General features: G+C 66.5%; 15 protein-coding genes. 11 read left to right on the top strand and 4 right to left on the bottom strand.

Annotation, left to right across the window (positions count from 1 at the left end; genetic code table 11):
* The first annotated feature begins 101 nt into the window (after window positions 1-101).
* Genes N2K99_RS08295 through N2K99_RS08310 form a run of 4 tightly spaced genes read left to right on the top strand, consistent with a single transcriptional unit; the run spans window position 102 to window position 2,648 of the window.
* Window positions 102-1,442 carry a hypothetical protein gene (locus N2K99_RS08295; RefSeq protein WP_227933479.1) on the top strand — a complete coding sequence of 447 codons (1,341 nt, stop codon included), beginning with the start codon at window positions 102-104 and terminating at the stop codon, window positions 1,440-1,442.
* A complete protein-coding gene (locus tag N2K99_RS08300; protein ID WP_227933480.1) occupies window positions 1,442-2,002 on the top strand; it encodes an NUDIX hydrolase in 561 nt (186 codons plus the stop codon). The genes N2K99_RS08295 and N2K99_RS08300 overlap by 1 nt, the downstream gene beginning before the upstream one ends.
* 48 nt (window positions 2,003-2,050) lie before the next feature.
* Window positions 2,051-2,506, top strand: a complete 456-nt coding sequence (locus N2K99_RS08305) for a hypothetical protein (protein ID WP_227933481.1) — start codon at window positions 2,051-2,053, stop codon at window positions 2,504-2,506.
* Window positions 2,469-2,648 carry a hypothetical protein gene (locus tag N2K99_RS08310; RefSeq protein WP_227921760.1) on the top strand — a complete coding sequence of 60 codons (180 nt, stop codon included), beginning with the start codon at window positions 2,469-2,471 and terminating at the stop codon, window positions 2,646-2,648. The genes N2K99_RS08305 and N2K99_RS08310 overlap by 38 nt, the downstream gene beginning before the upstream one ends.
* 63 nt (window positions 2,649-2,711) lie before the next feature.
* Here the strand turns inward: N2K99_RS08310 and N2K99_RS08315 are convergent, their stop codons facing one another.
* From N2K99_RS08315 to N2K99_RS08325, 3 genes are read right to left on the bottom strand one after another with little or no spacing between them, the layout of a single operon-like run.
* Window positions 2,712-3,977 (bottom strand): alpha/beta fold hydrolase, encoded by a 1,266-nt coding sequence (locus N2K99_RS08315; protein WP_227933536.1) that lies wholly within the window; start codon window positions 3,975-3,977, stop codon window positions 2,712-2,714.
* Window positions 3,978-4,024: 47 nt separating this feature from the next.
* Window positions 4,025-4,513, bottom strand: coding sequence for a GNAT family N-acetyltransferase (locus N2K99_RS08320; RefSeq protein ID WP_227921759.1), 489 nt, complete (start codon window positions 4,511-4,513; stop codon window positions 4,025-4,027).
* Window positions 4,514-4,523: 10 nt separating this feature from the next.
* Window positions 4,524-7,064 carry an RNA helicase gene (locus tag N2K99_RS08325; protein ID WP_227933537.1) on the bottom strand — a complete coding sequence of 847 codons (2,541 nt, stop codon included), beginning with the start codon at window positions 7,062-7,064 and terminating at the stop codon, window positions 4,524-4,526.
* A 69-nt stretch (window positions 7,065-7,133) separates the two neighbouring features.
* Here N2K99_RS08325 and N2K99_RS08330 point away from each other — a divergent pair, with 69 nt between their 5' ends.
* Window positions 7,134-7,913 carry a trans-aconitate 2-methyltransferase gene (locus tag N2K99_RS08330; protein WP_227921758.1) on the top strand — a complete coding sequence of 260 codons (780 nt, stop codon included), beginning with the start codon at window positions 7,134-7,136 and terminating at the stop codon, window positions 7,911-7,913.
* 21 nt (window positions 7,914-7,934) lie between these two features.
* Here the strand turns inward: N2K99_RS08330 and N2K99_RS08335 are convergent, their stop codons facing one another.
* Entirely contained in the window at window positions 7,935-8,573 is a 639-nt protein-coding gene (locus tag N2K99_RS08335; protein ID WP_227933482.1) for an MBL fold metallo-hydrolase, read from the bottom strand.
* Between the two features lie 94 nt (window positions 8,574-8,667).
* Here N2K99_RS08335 and N2K99_RS08340 point away from each other — a divergent pair, with 94 nt between their 5' ends.
* The 6 genes from N2K99_RS08340 to N2K99_RS08365 all read left to right on the top strand — a co-directional run bounded on the left by N2K99_RS08340 (window position 8,668) and on the right by N2K99_RS08365 (window position 17,457).
* Window positions 8,668-10,401 carry an ABC transporter ATP-binding protein gene (locus N2K99_RS08340; RefSeq protein WP_227933483.1) on the top strand — a complete coding sequence of 578 codons (1,734 nt, stop codon included), beginning with the start codon at window positions 8,668-8,670 and terminating at the stop codon, window positions 10,399-10,401.
* On the top strand, window positions 10,398-12,377 hold the full coding sequence (locus tag N2K99_RS08345; RefSeq protein ID WP_227933484.1) for an ABC transporter ATP-binding protein: 1,980 nt from the start codon (window positions 10,398-10,400) through the stop codon (window positions 12,375-12,377). Before N2K99_RS08340 ends, N2K99_RS08345 begins: the two co-directional genes overlap by 4 nt.
* A gap of 9 nt (window positions 12,378-12,386) precedes the next feature.
* Window positions 12,387-12,803: a GntR family transcriptional regulator gene (locus tag N2K99_RS08350; RefSeq protein ID WP_227933485.1), complete on the top strand. Its 417-nt coding sequence runs from the start codon at window positions 12,387-12,389 to the stop codon at window positions 12,801-12,803.
* Between the two features lie 246 nt (window positions 12,804-13,049).
* Entirely contained in the window at window positions 13,050-15,953 is a 2,904-nt protein-coding gene (gene uvrA, locus N2K99_RS08355) for an excinuclease ABC subunit UvrA (protein ID WP_227933486.1), read from the top strand.
* 150 nt (window positions 15,954-16,103) lie between these two features.
* Window positions 16,104-16,802: an HAD hydrolase-like protein gene (locus N2K99_RS08360; RefSeq protein WP_227933487.1), complete on the top strand. Its 699-nt coding sequence runs from the start codon at window positions 16,104-16,106 to the stop codon at window positions 16,800-16,802.
* Window positions 16,789-17,457 carry a 1-acyl-sn-glycerol-3-phosphate acyltransferase gene (locus tag N2K99_RS08365; RefSeq protein ID WP_227921743.1) on the top strand — a complete coding sequence of 223 codons (669 nt, stop codon included), beginning with the start codon at window positions 16,789-16,791 and terminating at the stop codon, window positions 17,455-17,457. The genes N2K99_RS08360 and N2K99_RS08365 overlap by 14 nt, the downstream gene beginning before the upstream one ends.
* Window positions 17,458-17,524: the final 67 nt, after the last annotated feature.

A 17,524-nucleotide genomic window follows, 5' to 3' on the forward strand; every position in this document is an offset into this window, starting at 1 on the left:
TGGTTGCAGGATGACTGAGCCGGGAGGAAACGCACGCCGGACGAACCTACCGGAAGCAGGGCAACACCGTGGTTGACGCTGGTGGCTCACAACCGCTCCAAATGAAGCGGACCCTGGTTTTCGACTTCGACACTGTGGAGCAAAAGAACACCTTTCGTTCGTTGGTCTCCGACGAGGCGCTCTTTGCCGACCCGGATGTGGCCCCCACACCGGAAAACCGGGTGTCCTTCCCGGGCATGCTGCGCGCAGCCGACCTGCTGAGCCGGGAGATTCTCCTGCTGGATGTGCAGCTGCTCGACGGCGCCTTCTTCCTGGATCGGGGCCCCGACGCTGTCCGGACGCTCCTCGCGCGCACCGGTTCCTTCGACCAGACGTTCTCGGTCGTGGCGCGGAAGCCGTCCTTGGAAGAGAGCCTGCGTTTCCTCCTGCTGGGCGCAAACCCGTTGAGTCCGGTCCTGGCGGAGTTCGAGTTTTCTTCGTTGGCGATGTTCTGGAAAGCGCCGCGCCCGTTGGCGGCCGCGCTGCATGCCAGGAGCAGTGCCAGGCTTCGCAGCTGCCCGGCGTCCGAGGTCGCCCGGACGGTGGCGGCCGAGCTGCAGGCTGCCTGGGAAGGCATGGATGCAGACCAGCATGTCCAGGCGCCCACGGGAGAATTCGCCCGGCTCGCCCGGGCCTGGGAAGCATGGTTTGCCGAAGCTGCCGCAGATCAGATACGTGTCCGTGAAAGGACCCGGGAATCATTCGACCTGAGGGGAGCATTGTCCCGGCGGGCCGCCGTCGTACGGGAACTCCGCGCTTCGGAACCGGAAGCCGACGCCGCCGTGCAGTTCCTGTCGGAAACCGTGATCCGGACTGCCGCACTGTCCTACCTTGACGCAAAAGCGCCCCAACTGGCCGGCAACGCGACGCTTCTGCAGGACTGGTGGATGGGCGCGTATTTCGACGCCATGGCTGAGCAGCACGAGACCAACTGGCTCCGGTTCCGCGAGGACACCGTAATGCAGGAGGCACAGCGCCGCGGACGGGGCCTGAGCGGAGGTGAGACTATCCAGTTCCAGGGGAGCCTGGTGGCTACCCTCCACGATATGCCGCCGCAGGTCTACGCAGTCCTGCGGCATCAGGCCCGGTCAGCCATCCACGATTGGCAGACTCGGCCAAGCCAGAAAACATCCGACGCGCTTGCCTATGCCGTCGCCAGATCGAATGCCGCGGTCAGCCTGGGGGAGGACCGGAAAGCCATGTGGACGAGGATTGCGCTGACGCTCCTCCCGGCGGTCGTCGGCACCTTGACGGCGGGCTTTTTCTCCAACCTGCTCGCCGGCGTCGGTTCAGCCATAGCGACTGTTGTCCTGGGTGTCCCCCTGGTGGAGTTTACCGAGCTGCACGCAACGCGAAAGAAGAAAATGAGAGCACATATCCACTTCCCGGCGGTCCCGCGGTGATGCCGGAGCCTCACCCGGGCCAGCGCCTGGTGTATGCCTGGTCCGGGCCGCCAAGCCTTGAATTGTGGACCGAAGATGTCTCCCGCAACGGAAGGTCCTGGCTGCAGCACCGGCTTGTTGCGGAACACGGCACCCCCGGCGTGGTCATCGTCGCGGAGGCCGACGGCCACTTTGCCATGGTGGAGCACTGGCGGCCTGCAGCCGGGCGCAGTTTCCTCGAGTTTCCGAGGGGGTTCGGAAGCCCCGCCGGCTCCGGACCGGACCGGGCCGTCCACGACGCAGCGCGCGAGCTTGAAGAGGAAACCGGACTGCAGGGTACCCGCTTCCGGGTACTGGGGTCCGTGTGGGCAGACAGCTCTCTCTTGCAGGGCCATGCAGTGGTTGTCGCGGCCACCGTGGACCGGTCCGCGGAGCCGCTCACCCGCGACGGTGAAATAGATGAATTCCGCTGGGTACCGGTGGACAGCGTCCCGGCCCTGATGGGGGCAGGAGAGATAGCCGACGGCCTGACGTTGTCCGCCTACGCGTTCTGGGCGGGCGACCGGACAACCGGCCAGTAGCAGCACCTGGTGTCCGGGAGTGTCACAGGCGGCGGCTAAGGTGTGGATATGTTCTCTCCGCCACCCACCCCGCCGCCGGGGGCGGCTGCGTCAGTTCTTCCCGGCGGCGCACCCTGGTGGGAAATCCTCGCTGCCCTGGGCCCGCTGGCGGTCCTGCTCGCCGGCGCCCTGACCTTCTTCGTGGGTTGGAAGACACTGGAGCAGCGCCGGAAGGCGGATCAACGCTCGGAATGGTGGACCCGTGCCCAGTGGGCCATCGAAGCCTCCCTGTCGGATGATCCCCGCCGGCAGGAGACAGGACTGGGCGTCCTGGACCTGCTGGCCCAGAGTGACCTTGCCGGAACCGAGGAAGCGGCCATCATCAGCATTGCGTGGGCACGCCCGCTGACTGCGATAGTGGACTCGACCGGCGATATGAGCCAGAATGAAAACATCACGAGCGCACCCGGAACGGAGGAGGCTGACGATGACAACAGCAGCACTGCCGCTGGCACGCGGTTCTAAGGTCCCCGCCGATCAGGCCGAACGCGATCGGGACCGCGAACGGGTGCAGATCCGGGCCGCACGGCTCCGCCTCACCACCGACCGCAAGCTCGGCAAGCCCACCCCGGAATGGGTCCGGAAACTCGCTGACCGTCCGCTGTAGCGGCCACCAAGACAACAAAGGCAGGTCCCCGGTACGCCGGTGACCTGCCTTTCTCTTTGGACCCTACGCGTCCTTGCCACGGACCATGCCCAGCAGGCGGTTGAAGATAGCCTCGCCGTCGTCCGCAATTCCGTCGTGGTGGAAATCGGCGGTTTGCCAGACCTGCAGTCCCTTCACGGCGCCTGCCGTCTCCATGGACAGCTCCCGGTCCACGTAAATGTCGTCCGTGTAGACGGCGGCGGCCACGGGCACGGCGTTGCGCGCCAGTTGAGCGGTGTCGTAGAGGGGATCCCAGTCCGGCTTCCGGGCCAGCAGTTCTGCCGTGTCCCGAAGCGGGAGGAGCGCCGGATCCTCGTCGAAGTACCAGGGGTAGACCATCTCACCGGTGAAGAGCGGTTCCGGGGCCGTGGGTTCGAACTCAGGGAAGGACTTCAGGACGCGCTCCGCGGCCCAGTTGGTGGCTTCGCCCTGGCCGTAGATGGACTCGTGCATCACCGCGTACAGCGGATTCGGGGCACGGGTGACCAGCCCGTGGACGGCCTCCAGGAAGGTATCGGAGAGGCGTTCGCCGTCCGGCGTGGGAACGAAGGCTTCCTGCAGCAGGTAATGCAGCCCGTCCACCCGGGTGTTGCCGCCCAGATAAGACCCGGCCATCTGGAAACGACGCACGGTCAGCCGCTCCCCGGAGGGCAGGAACTCCGGGACCGACTCGAGGTGCCGGGCAATCCGAGTGGTGGTCTCCCGGTCTTCCGGGTAGCGCCCGAAGTACTCTGCGTTGCGTGCCGCCACCCGCCGGAAGGTTGCCTCGTAGACCCGGTCCGCGGGCCCCGTCAAGGGGGCCAGTCCGCCGGTAACGAGGCATTCGCGCAGTCCCTCGGGGGCGAAGGAGAGGTAGGTCAGGGTGCAGAAGCCGCCGTAGCTCTGCCCGTAGGTGCTCCACGGACCCGAGCCCAGGGCCTGCCGGATGAGCTCGGCATCGGCCACAATCGAATCGGCCCGGAAATGGGTGAGATACTCCGCCTGCGCCGCGGCGTCTCCGCGGCGCGGCAGGGTCTGCCGGTCCGCCGGAGTGGAGAGCCCGGTCCCGCGCTGGTCCAGCATCAGGATCCGGAAGTGCTTGGACGCAGCCTTCGTCCAGCCGCCGAACTGCAGCAGCCGGTTGCCCTTGCCGCCAGGGCCGCCCTGAAGGTACAGCAGCCACGGCAACTCCTGCGCTTCGGCCGCGGGCAGTTCGGCGTCGACGTATTCGCGGGCAAAGACGGTAATGGTCTCACCGTCCGGAACCGCGTGGTCCAGCGGCACCGTGAACCAGTGGTCCGTCACGTTCATGCCGCGGACTGGGTAGGTGCGCGAGGCCGTGTGCGGAACGGCCGCCGTCACTTCGCCTCCTCCGGGGAGGCACCGAAGGAGGCCAGCGCGTCCCCGGTGAGCCGGAACGTGGTCCACTCATCCTGCGGGAGCGCACCAAGGGACTTGTAGAACGCGATGGACGGTTCGTTCCAGTTCAGTACGCACCACTCCACACGGGCGTAGCCGCGTTCGACGGCGATTTCCGCCAGCGTGCGCAGCAGTGCCTTGCCGATGCCCCCGGCCCGGGCCTCGGGGCGGACATAGAGGTCCTCCAGGTAGATGCCGTGCACACCCTCCCAGGTGGAGTAGTTCAGGAACCAGAGGGCAAAGCCCTGTATCGCTCCGTGCTCCACCGCCACGTGGGCGAAGATGGCCGGGTGCTCTCCGAAGAGGTTCGCTTCCAGGGCCTCCACGGTGTTTTTTACCGCGTGCGGCTCTTTTTCGTAGACGGCCAGGTCATGGATCAGCTCGAGGATGACGGGAACGTCTTCTCGACGCGCGGGACGGATCTGCATGCTGCCCAGCCTAATCCAGGCGTCCGGCGGTGATCACCTTGATGACGGGGCTGCCGGCTTCATCCGAGGCGGCCAGGTCCACTTCCGCGGTGATGCCCCAGTCCAGGTGGTTGGCCGGGTCCTTGAAGATCTGCCGGACTTCCCATTTGCCGGGGAGTTCCTTGATGATCAGCAGGTTCGGGCCGCGGCCGTCGGGTCCGTCGTCGATGTCCTCGTGTTCCTCGAAGTACGCGTCCAGGACCTCCGCCCAGCGGTCGGCGTCCCAGCCGGCGTCGCCGTCGAGCTCTCCAAGGGCGCGGTCATCCTCGTCCGCAAAAAGCTTCACCCGGGAGAACATCTCGTTGCGCACCATGACCCGGAAGGCCCGTACGTTGGCGGTCAGCCGGTCCGGAACCGGCGGAAGCACCGGTTCATCCGAGGCGTCGGGGTTGATGCCGTTGGTCAGCTCTTCCCATTCGTCCAGCAGCGAGGAATCGGTCTGGCGGACCAGTTCGCCGAGCCACTCGATGATGTCTTCGAGATCTTCGCGGAGCCGTTCCGGCGGCACGGTGTGCAGGAGTGCCTTGTAGGTGTCCGAGAGGTAGCGCAGCAGCACGCCTTCCGAGCGCGCCAGCGAGTAGAACTGCACGTACTCGCCGAAGCTCATGGCCCGCTCGTACATGTCCCGGACAATCGACTTGGGGCTGAGTTCGAACTCGCCCAGCCAGGGTGCACCGGAGCGGTACACCTCGAAGGACTGCTCCAGCAGTTCCGCCAGCGGCTGCGGATAGGTGACTTCCTCCAGCAGGGCCATCCGCTCGTCGTACTCGATGCCCTGGGACTTCATGGCGGCGATCGCTTCGCCGCGGGCCTTCTTCTCCTGGGCGGAGAGGACCTGTCGGGGCTTTTCCATGATCGCCTCGATCACGGAGACCACGTCCAGTGCGTAGGACGGGCTGTCCGGATCCAGGATCTCCAGGGAGGCCATGGCAAACGGGGACAACGGCTGGTTGAGGGCGAAGTTCGGCTGCAGGTGCACCTTCAAGCGGACGGTGCGGCCGTCGGCGTCGGGCTCGGGCAGCACTTCGACAATGCCGGCGGTCTTCAGTTCCCGGTAGATGCTTAGGGCCTTCTTCATCAGGGCCAGCTGGGAGGACCGGGTCTCGTGGTTGTTCGTGAGCAGTTTCTTGGCCGCTGTGAACGGGTCACCCGGACGCTCCAGCAGGTTCAGCAGCATGGAGTGGGTGATGTTGAAGCTTGAGGTCAGCGGCTCCGGGGTGCCGTCCACCAGCTTCTCGAAGGTGGGCTTGCCCCAGGACACAAAGCCGGCCTGCGGTTTTTTCTTCACCACCTGGCGCAGCTTCTTCTGGTCATCACCGAACTTCGCCTGCGCCTTGGCCATGGCCTTGACGTTTTCGATCACGTGTTCCGGTGCCTGCACGACGACGGTGCCTGCCGTGTCATAGCCGGCCCGCCCGGCGCGTCCGGCGATCTGGTGGAACTCCCGGACCTTCAGGGGCCGGGTGCGCGTGCCGTCGTACTTTGACAGGGCGGTGATCAGCACGGTGCGGATGGGCACATTGATGCCGACCCCCAGGGTGTCGGTGCCGCAGATGACCTTAAGCAGGCCGGCCTGTGCCAACTGCTCCACCAGGCGGCGGTACTTGGGCAGCATGCCGGCGTGGTGCACGCCGATGCCGTGCCGGACCAGCCGGTTCAGGGTCTTGCCGAAGCCGGGAGCGAACCGGAAGCCGGCAATCAGCTCGCCGATCTTGTCCTTTTCCTCGCGGGTGCAGACGTTGATGCTCATCAGGGCCTGGGCCCGGTCAATGGCTTCGATCTGGGAAAAGTGCACTACGTAGACCGGCACCTGCTTGGTGGCCAGCAGCTCCTCCAGGGATTCCTGGACCGGGGTCTCCACGTAGTAGTAATGCAGGGGGATGGGCCGCTGCACGGAGGAGACCGTGACGGTGTCCCGGTTGGTGAGCTCGCTGAGCTCGTTCGCGATCCGGGTCATATCGCCCAGCGTGGCGGACATCAGCAGGAACTGGGCCTGCGGCAGCTCCAGCAGCGGAACCTGCCAGGCCCAGCCGCGCTGCGGGTCCGAGTAGAAATGGAACTCATCCATGATCACGGTGCCCAGGTCCGCGTCGGGGCCTTCGCGCAGGGCAATGTTGGCCAGGATCTCCGCGGTGCAGCAGATGATCGGGGCGTCCTTGTTCACGGAGGAGTCACCGGTGACCATGCCGACGTTCTCGGCGCCGAAAATCTCGCACAGTGCGAAGAACTTCTCGGAGACCAGGGCCTTGATGGGGGCGGTGTAGTAACTGCGCTCATCGTGCGCCATGGCATGGAAATGCGCAGCAATCGCCACCATGGACTTGCCGGAACCGGTGGGGGTGGCCAGGATGACGTTGTTCCCCGTCACCAGCTCCATCACTGCCTCGTCCTGCGCCGGGTACAGCGACATGCCCCGGCTCTCCACCCACTCCAGGAAGGACGTGTAGGTCTCGTCGGGATCGATGGTGCGGGTGCTGGACGGGCCGGAGGCAAGCTGCTCAAGAAGTTTCATGTCCATACCAGACTAACGGGGCCGTGCCGCTCCCGTTTTCCGCGGGGTGCGGCGGCTAGGCTCGGGGCCATGAAATGGGATCCCGAAAAGTACACACAGTTCTCCTCGCACCGCGACCGCCCGTTCTTCGACCTCACGGCCCGGGTAGCTGCTTCTTCTCCCGCGCGTGTGGTGGACCTGGGCTGCGGCACGGGCGTCCTCACCGCCGCACTCGCTGCCCGCTGGCCGCAGGCGCAGGTCACCGGCGTCGATTCCTCGGAGGAGATGATCGCCTCGGCCCGCGCATTGGAGGGCGCGCCGTCGAACCTGGACTTCGTACAGGGCCGGATCGAGGACTGGGAACCGGAGCCCGGCACGGACGTGGTGGTGTCCAACGCCGCACTGCAGTGGGTGCCGGGTCACCAGGAGCTCCTGCGCCGCTGGGCCAAGCAGCTCGACGACGGCGCCTGGCTGGCGGTGCAGGTCCCCGGCAACTTCACTGCACCTTCCCATGTGCTGATGCGGGAACTGGCGGCGAGCGCCGCCTGGGCCCCGAAGCTGGAGGGGGTGCTGCGCCATGCCGACGCCGTGGACGAGCCCGGGGACTACCTGGCCCTCTTCACCGAGGCCGGATTCGAAGCGGATGTCTGGGAGACCAGCTACGCCCAGGTCCTGGCCGGTGAGGACCCGGTGCTGGAATGGGTACGCGGCACCGCCCTGCGTCCGGTCATCGACGCCTTGTCCGCCGAGGACTTCGCCGCTTTCGAAACCGAATACGCGGCGCTGCTGCGCCAGGCCTATCCGCGGCAGGCCTGGGGAACCGTTTTCCCGTTCCGGCGCCTGTTTATGGTGGGGCGGAAAAAGGCCTAGCAACTCCGAAGAGCACGGCAGCTACCAGCCGCGTTCCTTCCATTCCCGCAGGTGCGGACGCTCGGCGCCCAACGTGGTGCCGGCCCCGTGTCCCGGGTGCACCACGGTGTCATCCGGCAGATAATCGAACACACGTTCGAATACGTCCTGATACAGCTGTGCAAAACGTTCCGGGTCCTTCTGCGTGTTGCCCAGCCCGCCGGGAAAGAGGGAATCCCCGGTAAACAGGTGGGCGGGACCGTGCGGGTCCCGGTAGAGCAGGGCCACGGAGCCCGGGGTGTGGCCGCGCAGCGAGATCGCCTCCAGCTCAAAGTCGGGGAACGTGCCGGTGTCCCCGTGGTCCAGGGGAACAGTCGTGGGTACCTCAATGTCGGGGATGTCCGCCGTGCCGGCTGCGGTCCTCGCACCGGTGGCCGCCACCGTTTCGGCGAGCGCCCGGACGTGGTCCCAGTGGCTGTGCGTGGTGATGACCAGTTCCAGCTTCGCCGGTACCGCGGCGTCCTGCGCCCCGTCGGCCAGCAGCCGCTCGATGGCCGGGAAGTCGGCGGCGGCGTCGATAAGCACCTGCGCACCGGACGCCTTCCCGGTGAGCAGGTAGACGTTGTTGTCCATTTCGCTGACGGACACGCTGCGGATAGTGATGTTCTCCAGATCCTCCATGCCGCCAGTGTAGCGATCCGGCCCCGGCATCGCCCCGGGACACCAGTCTTACCCGGGTATTGTCTGCGCTCGCGGACGGGCGTAGGTTGCAAGGATGCTTCTGAGGCTGGTCCGGGAAAACCTGGCCCCCTATAAAGGCGCGGTGGCCGCCGTCGTTCTCCTGCAGCTGCTGCAGACCGTCGCCACGCTGTATCTCCCTACCCTCAATGCGGACATCATTGACCGCGGCGTGGTCACCGGGGATACGGGCGTCATCATGCAGGTGGGCGGCTGGATGCTTGCCGTCACGGCGGGCCAGGTCCTGTGTTCCGTTTCGGCCACCTATCTGGCTTCGCGGGTGGCCATGAGCGCCGGCCGCAATATCCGGGCCGCGCTGTTCACCAACGTGGAGACCTTTTCCTCCCGGGAAGTCGGCCTGTTCGGGCCGCCGTCGCTGATCACCCGGACCACCAATGACGTGCAGCAGGTGCAGATGACCCTGCTGATGACCTTCACCATGATGGTTTCGGCTCCCATCATGGGAGTGGGCGGGGTACTGCTGGCATTGAACCAGGACATACCGCTCTCCGGCATCCTGCTGTTGATCCTGCCTGCACTGTTCCTGGTGATCGGGCTGGTGCTGAAGCGCCTGATTCCCCTGTTCCGCCGGGCCCAGCGGCAGATCGACCGGGTCAACTCGGTCCTGCGGGAACAGATCATGGGTATCAGCGTCATCCGCGCGTTCATCCGGGAGCACTCCGAGCAGGAACGCTTCGCCGGGGCGAACAGGGACCTCACCTCCACGCAGCTGCGGGTGAGCCAGCTGCTGGCCCTGCTGTTTCCCGCCGCCATGCTGGTCGCCAACCTCGCCACGGTCGCGGTGATCTGGTTCGGTGCCTTCCGGATTGACGCCGGGCAGATGCAGATCGGCGCACTTACGGCGTTTATTGCCTACATCATGCAGATCCTGATGGCGGTGATGATGTCCATGTTCATGGTCATGATGCTGCCCCGCGCAGCGGTCTGCGCCGAACGGATCTTCGAGGTGCTGGATACCCGTACCAGCGTTGCGGATGCTCCCGGGGCGGGGACGCTGGCGTACGACGGCGGACGGCTCACCTTTACCGACGTCGGGTACAGCTACCCGGGCGCGGAGGATCCGGTGCTGTTCAACCTCAGCTTCGAGGCCCTGCCCGGGGAGACCACGGCCATCATCGGTTCCACGGGGGCGGGGAAGACCACGCTGCTCAACCTGGTCCCGCGGCTGCTCGACTCCACGTCCGGCAGCATCGCCGTCGACGGGCAGGACATTGCCGGGGTTACCCTCTCCTCGCTGCGCCGCGGTATCGGGCTGGTGCCCCAGCGGGCCTACCTCTTCAGCGGCACCATCGCCTCGAACCTGCGCTTCGGCCGGCCGGACGCCACCGACGCCGAACTCTGGGAAGCCTTGGAGACCGCCCAGGCGGCGGACTTCGTCCGGACTGCCGAGGGAGGACTGGACCACCAGGTGGAACAGGGCGGAGCCAACTTCTCCGGGGGACAGCGGCAACGCCTCGCGATTGCCCGGGCCCTGGTGGTCCGGCCGTCCATCTACCTCTTCGACGACAGCTTCTCCGCCCTCGACTTCGCCACGGATGCCCGGCTCCGGGCGGCGCTCAAGCCGCAGACCCGGGATGCCACGGTAATTGTCGTGGCACAGCGGGTGAACACCATTACCGACGCCGCGAAGATCCTGGTGCTGGAAGAGGGCCGGATCGTGGGTCAGGGAACCCATGCGGAGCTGATGGGGTCCTCGGACACCTACCGGGAAATCGTCGCTTCACAGCTGACCGCGGAGGAAGTGGCATGAGTACACCGGGGGTACGGGGACGCCCGGGAGCTGCCGCAACCGTCAAGCCGGAGAACTTCGCCGCCAGTGTCCGTCGGATCCTGGCGCTGATGGCACCGGACCGGGTACGGGTAGCGGCGGTACTGGTTGCCGCCGTCGTCTCCGTGGCGCTCGCCGTCAGCGCGCCACGGATCCTCGGGGAGGCCACCAACGTCATCTTCGACGGCTTCATCGGTCAGGGCCTGCCCGCAGGGATGTCCAAGGAGGCACAGGTCCAGGCGCTGCGGGACTCGGGGGAGCGGGAACTGGCGGACATGCTCGCGGCGATGGATGTGGTCCCGGGGCAGGGACTGGACTTCGGCAGGCTGGCGGGGATCCTGCTCGGCGTGCTGGGCATCTATCTGGCGGCCTTCGCGTTCGGCTGGTTCCAGGCACGGGTGACCGCCCGCATTGTGCAGAACGCCATGTACCGGCTGCGCCGCGACGTCGACGGCAAACTGTTCCGCCTGCCCATGTCCCACTTCCAGCAGCAATCGCGGGGAGACGTCCTCAGCCGGGTCACCAACGACATCGACAACCTGGCCCAGACGCTCTCCCAGAGCCTGACCCAGATCATCACCTCGGTCCTGACCATCGTGGGCGTGCTCGCAATGATGGTTTCCATCTCCCCGCTGCTGGCACTGATCGCCGTGATTACCGTGCCCGTCTCGGCGCTGGTCACCGTCCTCATTGCCCGGCGCTCGCAGGCAGAGTTCAAGACCCAGTGGAAGTCCACCGGCGAGGTAAACGGCTATATCGAGGAAATGTTCACCGGCCAGGACGTGGTGAAGGCCTTCGGCCAGCAGGAGCGGGTCATCGAAGGCTTTGCCCCCGCCAACAACCGTTTGTACCGCTCCGCCTTCCGCGCCCAGTTCGTTTCGGGCATCATCATGCCGGCCATGATGTTCATCTCGAACCTGAATTACGTGGCCGTGGCGGTTGTCGGCGGCCTGCAGGTCGCCAACGGGCAGCTGTCCATCGGCGGCGTGCAGGCCTTCGTGCAGTACAGCCGACAGTTCAGCCAGCCGCTGGGACAGCTTGGCGGGCTGATCAACATGCTCCAGTCCGGCGTCGCGTCCGCCGAACGGGTGTTCGCCCTCCTTGACGCGAAGGAACAAGAACCGGACCCTTCCCGGCCCGACCACCTGAAGGCGGTGCGGGGGCGGGTGGCCTTCGAAGACGTCTCCTTCAGCTACAGCCCCGATGCGCCGTTGATCCGGAACCTGTCCTTCACCGCGGAGCCCGGGCAGACCGTGGCCATCGTGGGTCCCACCGGTGCCGGCAAGACCACGCTGGTCAACCTGCTGATGCGTTTCTACGAGGTGGACGCGGGCCGCATCACCATTGACGGCATCGACATTGCCCGGCTCCGCCGCGAGGACCTGCGCGGACACATCGGCATGGTGCTCCAGGACGCCTGGCTGTTCGAGGGCACGGTGCGGGAGAACCTGGCCTACGGCGCACCCGGCGCAACCGAGGAGCAGATTGTCGAGGCGGCGCAGGCCACCCACGTGGACCACTTCGTCCGGTCCCTGCCGGAGGGTTACGACACCGTGCTCGGGTACGACGGCGGGGCGCTCAGCCAGGGCCAGCGGCAACTGCTGACGATCGCCCGGGCCTGGCTTTCGAACCCGTCCATCCTGGTGCTGGACGAAGCGACCAGTTCCGTGGACACTCGCACGGAAATCGCCATCCGGCTGGCGATGAACGCCCTGCGGCAGGACCGCACCAGCTTCGTGATTGCCCACCGCCTGTCCACCATCCGGGACGCGGACATCATCCTGGTGGTGCGGGACGGGCAGATCGTGGAGCAGGGAACCCATGATGCACTGCTGGAGGCCGAGGGGTTCTACACCGAGCTCTACCGTTCACAGTTCGCCGGACCGGCACAGGATGGCGCGGCGGGTGGCGCGGCGGTGGCCGACGTGCCGGCGCCTGCCGATCCGGCCGGGCACTAGCATTGCACCATGACGCCTGACACAACCCCCGTAACCGCACCGACCCCCGCCGGCAACGACGCCGGTGTGCTGGCAGGGGTCCGGATTGACGCTTCCAGCTCGGTGCCGCCCTACGAACAGCTCCGCCTGCAGATCCTGGACGCCGTGAACGAGGGGCGCCTCGCCATTGGGACCCGGCTTCCACCGGTGCGTGCACTGGCCGGACACCTCGGACTGGCCGTGAACACGGTGGCGAAGGCCTACCGGGAGCTGGAGCAGGCGCAGGTCGTCACCACGCGGTCCCGCGCCGGCACTGTTGTCGCGGCGGGCGGCGACACCGGCCGCGGCCGGGTGGCCGAAGCTGCCGCTGCGTATGCCGCAGCGGTGCGGGCCAACGGCGTCTCGGATGACGACGCCGTGTCCCTCCTGCGGGCGGCCCTGGGCTAAACGGTCACTCAGCTTCCGGGCTGCGCCCCAGCACAGCATCCCACTCGGTGGTGCTGCTGGTGCCGGTGGGACCTCAGGAACTACCAGCAGCCCCTAACCGTGGGACCCCGTGCACGCGTGCGATGCAGCCCCGGCAGCTCCAAAGGCCCGCAGCCAGGGACCCCCGCACCGGCTCCGCTTCGCCCGCGGCGAAACCCGGGGGGTCGAATACTTTTTCGAATCGGCGTTTGAACTACAGTGGAAAACGTGCCTAAATCGACTCTTCCGACGGCTGACACCACGTTCGTGCCGCATAAAGCCAATGACCTTTCCCGCCTGGTAGTGAAAGGTGCGCGCGAGCACAACCTCCGCAACGTTGACCTGGACCTGCCGCGGGACGCCATGATCGTGTTCACCGGCCTGTCCGGCTCGGGCAAATCCTCCCTGGCGTTCGACACCATCTTCGCGGAGGGGCAGCGGCGTTACGTCGAGTCCCTGTCCGCCTATGCGCGCATGTTCCTCGGCCAGGTGGACAAGCCCGACGTCGACTTCATCGAGGGGCTTTCACCCGCCGTCTCGATCGATCAGAAGTCCACCAGCAAGAACCCGCGGTCCACGGTGGGAACCATCACCGAGATCCACGACTACATGCGCCTGCTCTGGGCCCGTGTGGGGCGGCCCTTCTGCCCGGTCTGCGGCGAGCCCGTCAGCCGGCAGACCCCGCAGCAGATCGTGGACCAGCTCCTCGAACTCGAAGAGGGAACCCGGTTCCAGATCCTTGCCCCGGTGGTCCGCGGCCGGAAGGGCGAATTCGTCGACCTGTTCAAGGAACTCGCCGCCAAGGGCTACTCGCGTGCCCGGGTGGACGGCAAGCAGGTCCAGCTGTCCGATCCGCCGAAGCTTGGCAAGCAGTACAAGCACAACATCGAAGTGGTCGTGGACCGCCTGGTGGCCAAGGACGGCATCCGGCAGCGGCTCACGGACTCCGTGGAAACCGGACTCGGCCTGGCCGACGGCCGCGTGGTGGTGGACTTCGTCGACATCCCCGAGGACAGCAGCGAACGGACCCGCACCTTCTCCGAGAACCTCGCCTGCCCGAACGAGCACCCGCTGGCCATCGACGAAATCGAACCGCGGTCCTTCTCCTTCAACAACCCGTTCGGGGCCTGCCCCGTCTGCACCGGCATCGGCTCCCGGCTGGAAGTCGATGAGGACCTGATCATTCCGGATCCCTCCAAGTCCCTGGCCGAGGGCGCCATCGCCCCGTGGTCCCTGGGCACCGCCACCACCGAGTACTGGAACCGGCTGCTCGACGGCCTGGCCAAGGACATGGGCTTCTCGATGGACACCCCCTGGAAGAAGCTCCCGGCCAAGGTGCGCGAGGCAGTGCTCCACGGCAAGGACCACAAGGTGGTGGTCCAGTACCGGAACCGCTTCGGCCGCGAACGCAAGTACAGCACCGGCTTTGAAGGCGTGATCCAGTACATCCACCGCAAGCACGGGGAAACCGAATCGGACCACGCCCGTGACCGGTACGAAGAGTACATGCGGGAAATCGCCTGCCCCGAGTGCGGGGGAGCGCGGCTGAACCCGGCGTCCCTGTCCGTGCTGATCAACGGCCGCAACATCGCCGAGATCAGCGCCCTGCCGCTGCGCGAAGCCGCGGACTTCCTGAACACCTTGGTCCTGACCGGACGTGAAGCGCAGATTGCCAACCAGGTGCTGAAGGAGATCCAGGCCCGCCTGACCTTCCTGCTCGACGTCGGCCTGGAGTACCTGAGCCTGAACCGCCCGGCGGCCACGCTGTCCGGCGGCGAGGCCCAGCGCATCCGCCTGGCCACGCAGATCGGCTCCGGCCTCGTCGGCGTGCTGTACGTCCTCGACGAGCCGTCCATCGGCCTGCACCAGAAGGACAACCGGCGCCTGATCGATACCCTGATCCGGCTGCGCAGCCTGGGCAACACCCTGATCGTGGTGGAACACGACGAAGACACCATCCAGGAAGCGGACTGGATTGTCGACGTCGGCCCCGGCGCCGGAGAGCGCGGCGGCGAGGTTGTGCACTCCGGCCCGTTGGCCGAGCTGCTCACCAACGAGCGCTCCATCACCGGCGCCTACCTGTCCGGGCGCAAGAAGATCGAAATCCCGGCGAAGCGGCGCAAGGTGGACAAGTCCCGCCAGCTGAAGATCGTAGGTGCCCGGGAAAACAACCTGCAGAACCTGAACGTGGATGTTCCGCTGGGCGTCTTCACCGCCGTGACAGGTGTCAGCGGGTCCGGCAAGTCCACGCTGATCAACGACATCCTCTACAAGACGATGGCGAACAAGCTCAACGGCGCGAAGCACGTGGCCGGGCGGCACACCCGTGTGGAGGGCCTGGAGCAGCTGGACAAGGTCATCCACGTGGACCAGAGCCCGATCGGACGGACCCCGCGGTCCAACCCGGCCACCTACACCGGCGTCTGGGACCACATCCGCAAGCTGTTCGCCGAGACCAACGAGGCGAAGGTGCGCGGCTACCTGCCGGGCCGCTTCTCCTTCAACGTCAAGGGCGGCCGCTGCGAAGCCTGCCACGGCGACGGCACACTGAAGATCGAAATGAACTTCCTGCCCGACGTGTATGTTCCCTGCGAGGTGTGCCACGGCGCCCGGTTCAACCGGGAAACCATGGAGGTGCACTACAAGGGCAAGAACATCGCCGAGGTGCTGGACATGCCGATCGAAGAGGCAGCAGAGTTCTTCGCCGCCTTCGGTCCCATTTCCCGGCACCTGAACACGCTGGTGGACGTGGGCCTGGGCTACGTCCGGCTGGGCCAGCCCGCCACCACGCTCTCCGGCGGTGAGGCGCAGCGCGTGAAGCTCGCCAGCGAACTGCAGAAGCGGTCCAACGGCCGCAGCATCTACGTCCTCGACGAGCCCACCACGGGCCTGCACTTCGAAGATGTGCGCAAGCTGCTGGAGGTGCTGCAGGGACTGGTGGACAAGGGCAACACCGTGATCACCATCGAGCACAACCTGGACGTCATCAAGAGCGCCGACTGGATCATCGACCTCGGCCCCGACGGCGGTACCGGCGGCGGCAAGGTGGTTGCCTCCGGCACCCCGGAGAAGGTTGCCAAGGTGGAGGGCAGCCACACCGCGACGTTCCTGGCGGAGATCCTCAACCAGTAGTTCAATGAAGGCCGGTGGCTGCCCTAGCGGGCGGCCGTCGGCCTTCGGCGTGTCCGGCCCGGTCGCGGAGAAATATACGCGCCCGAAAGATATGCACCGCAGGGCATACCTTTTTCCCTTGGGACGCCCGGATATGCAAAACTTAGGCCCGTGACTTCTCCCCGGCTTTTAGTGCTGTTCGATCTCGATGGAACGCTGGTTGATCCGGCCGGTGCCATCACGGGCGGCATCCGTTCCGCCCTCACGGCCTGCGGGCTGCCGCAGCCGTCAGAGGCGGACCTGTTCCGGATGGTCGGACCCTCCCTGGTGACGTCCCTGCGTGAAATCGCCGGCGTTCCCCAGGACCGCCTGGAAGCGGTGATCCGCCACTACCGGCAGGGTTACCGGCAGGCAGGCATGGCACAGAGCCGGCCTTACCCGGGCATCCGGGACCTGGTGGAGAATCTGCGCACGGAGCACACCGTAGCCGTGGCCACCCAGAAACCCGGGCACTTGGCGGTGGAACTCCTGGAGGTGCAGGGCATGGACAGCCTCTTTGCTTCCGTTCACGGCTCGCCCGCCGACGAGCAGGCCGCCGCCGCACTCAACGGCAAAGCCGGCATTATCCGTGCCGCCCTGGAGCGGCACGCGGGTTCCTTCGACCGGGCCGTGATGATCGGCGACCGCAGGCACGACGTCGAGGGAGCCGCTGCCAACGGAATCGACTGCATCGGCGTCTCCTGGGGCTTCGCTGCCACCGGCGAGCTCGACGCGGCGGGGACCGCCGTCGTCGTTGACACCGCGGAAGAACTGGCCGATGCTGTGCTGGCCTATGCGCAGAACGGAGCGGCACTGAATGGTTCTGTATAACCTGACCCGGGCAAGCACCCGCGGGCTTGTCGCCGGTCTGTGCCGGCCCACGATCACCGGACTCGAGCATGTTCCGGCTCACGGCCCTTTCATTGTCGCCTGCAACCACCAGTCCTTCCTGGACAGCGTCCTGGTCCAGGCCCTGCTGCCGCGCCGCGTGGGTTTCTTCGCCAAGGCCGAATACTTCACCGGGACCGGCCTCAAGGGGCTCGCGATGAAAAGCTTCTTCGAAGGCGTGGGTTCCATTCCGGTGCAGCGCGACCAGCAGGCCGCCAGCGTTGCGGCGCTCAAGACCCTGCTGGACATCCTCGAGGAGGGCGGCGGCGTCGGAATTTACCCCGAAGGCACCCGCTCACGCGACGGACTGCTCTACCGCGGCCGCACCGGCGTGGGCTGGCTGGCACTGACCTCCGGGGCTCCGGTGGTACCCGTGGGGCTCATCGACACCGACAAGCTGCAGCCCGCCGGCAAGAAAACGGTCAAGCCCGGACACTTCACCCTGAAGGTGGGGCAGCCGCTGTACTTCCAGAAGACCGGACCGGAGCATGCGCTGCCGGCTCGCCGCCAGGCCACCGACCGGGTCATGGACGCCATCGCCGAGCTCAGCGGCCAGCAGCGCTCGGACAGCTACAACCGGAACCGGCCGGAGGGGTAGCCAGACGGCCCGGTAAAGACGCTCACCGGCGCCCGGAGCGTGCCGGACTGTTCAGCGCCGCGCGAAA

It is taken from the genome of Arthrobacter sp. zg-Y1110, from assembly GCF_025244865.1.
GTDB lineage: Bacteria > Actinomycetota > Actinomycetes > Actinomycetales > Micrococcaceae > Arthrobacter_B.

What these genes read in the sequence shown, in the direction of transcription:
- N2K99_RS08310 (WP_227921760.1), top strand. Translation starts at nt 2,469, where the DNA reads ATGACAACAGCAGCACTGCCGCTGGCACGCGGTTCTAAGGTCCCCGCC.
- N2K99_RS08350 (WP_227933485.1), top strand. Translation starts at nt 12,387, where the DNA reads ATGACGCCTGACACAACCCCCGTAACCGCACCGACCCCCGCCGGCAAC.
- N2K99_RS08295 (WP_227933479.1), top strand. Translation starts at nt 102, where the DNA reads ATGAAGCGGACCCTGGTTTTCGACTTCGACACTGTGGAGCAAAAGAAC.
- N2K99_RS08305 (WP_227933481.1), top strand. Translation starts at nt 2,051, where the DNA reads ATGTTCTCTCCGCCACCCACCCCGCCGCCGGGGGCGGCTGCGTCAGTT.
- N2K99_RS08300 (WP_227933480.1), top strand. Translation starts at nt 1,442, where the DNA reads ATGCCGGAGCCTCACCCGGGCCAGCGCCTGGTGTATGCCTGGTCCGGG.
- N2K99_RS08315 (WP_227933536.1), bottom strand. Translation starts at nt 3,977, where the DNA reads ATGAACGTGACGGACCACTGGTTCACGGTGCCGCTGGACCACGCGGTT.
- N2K99_RS08335 (WP_227933482.1), bottom strand. Translation starts at nt 8,573, where the DNA reads ATGGAGGATCTGGAGAACATCACTATCCGCAGCGTGTCCGTCAGCGAA.
- N2K99_RS08320 (WP_227921759.1), bottom strand. Translation starts at nt 4,513, where the DNA reads ATGCAGATCCGTCCCGCGCGTCGAGAAGACGTTCCCGTCATCCTCGAG.
- N2K99_RS08365 (WP_227921743.1), top strand. Translation starts at nt 16,789, where the DNA reads ATGGTTCTGTATAACCTGACCCGGGCAAGCACCCGCGGGCTTGTCGCC.
- N2K99_RS08345 (WP_227933484.1), top strand. Translation starts at nt 10,398, where the DNA reads ATGAGTACACCGGGGGTACGGGGACGCCCGGGAGCTGCCGCAACCGTC.
- N2K99_RS08325 (WP_227933537.1), bottom strand. Translation starts at nt 7,064, where the DNA reads ATGAAACTTCTTGAGCAGCTTGCCTCCGGCCCGTCCAGCACCCGCACC.
- N2K99_RS08330 (WP_227921758.1), top strand. Translation starts at nt 7,134, where the DNA reads ATGAAATGGGATCCCGAAAAGTACACACAGTTCTCCTCGCACCGCGAC.
- N2K99_RS08340 (WP_227933483.1), top strand. Translation starts at nt 8,668, where the DNA reads ATGCTTCTGAGGCTGGTCCGGGAAAACCTGGCCCCCTATAAAGGCGCG.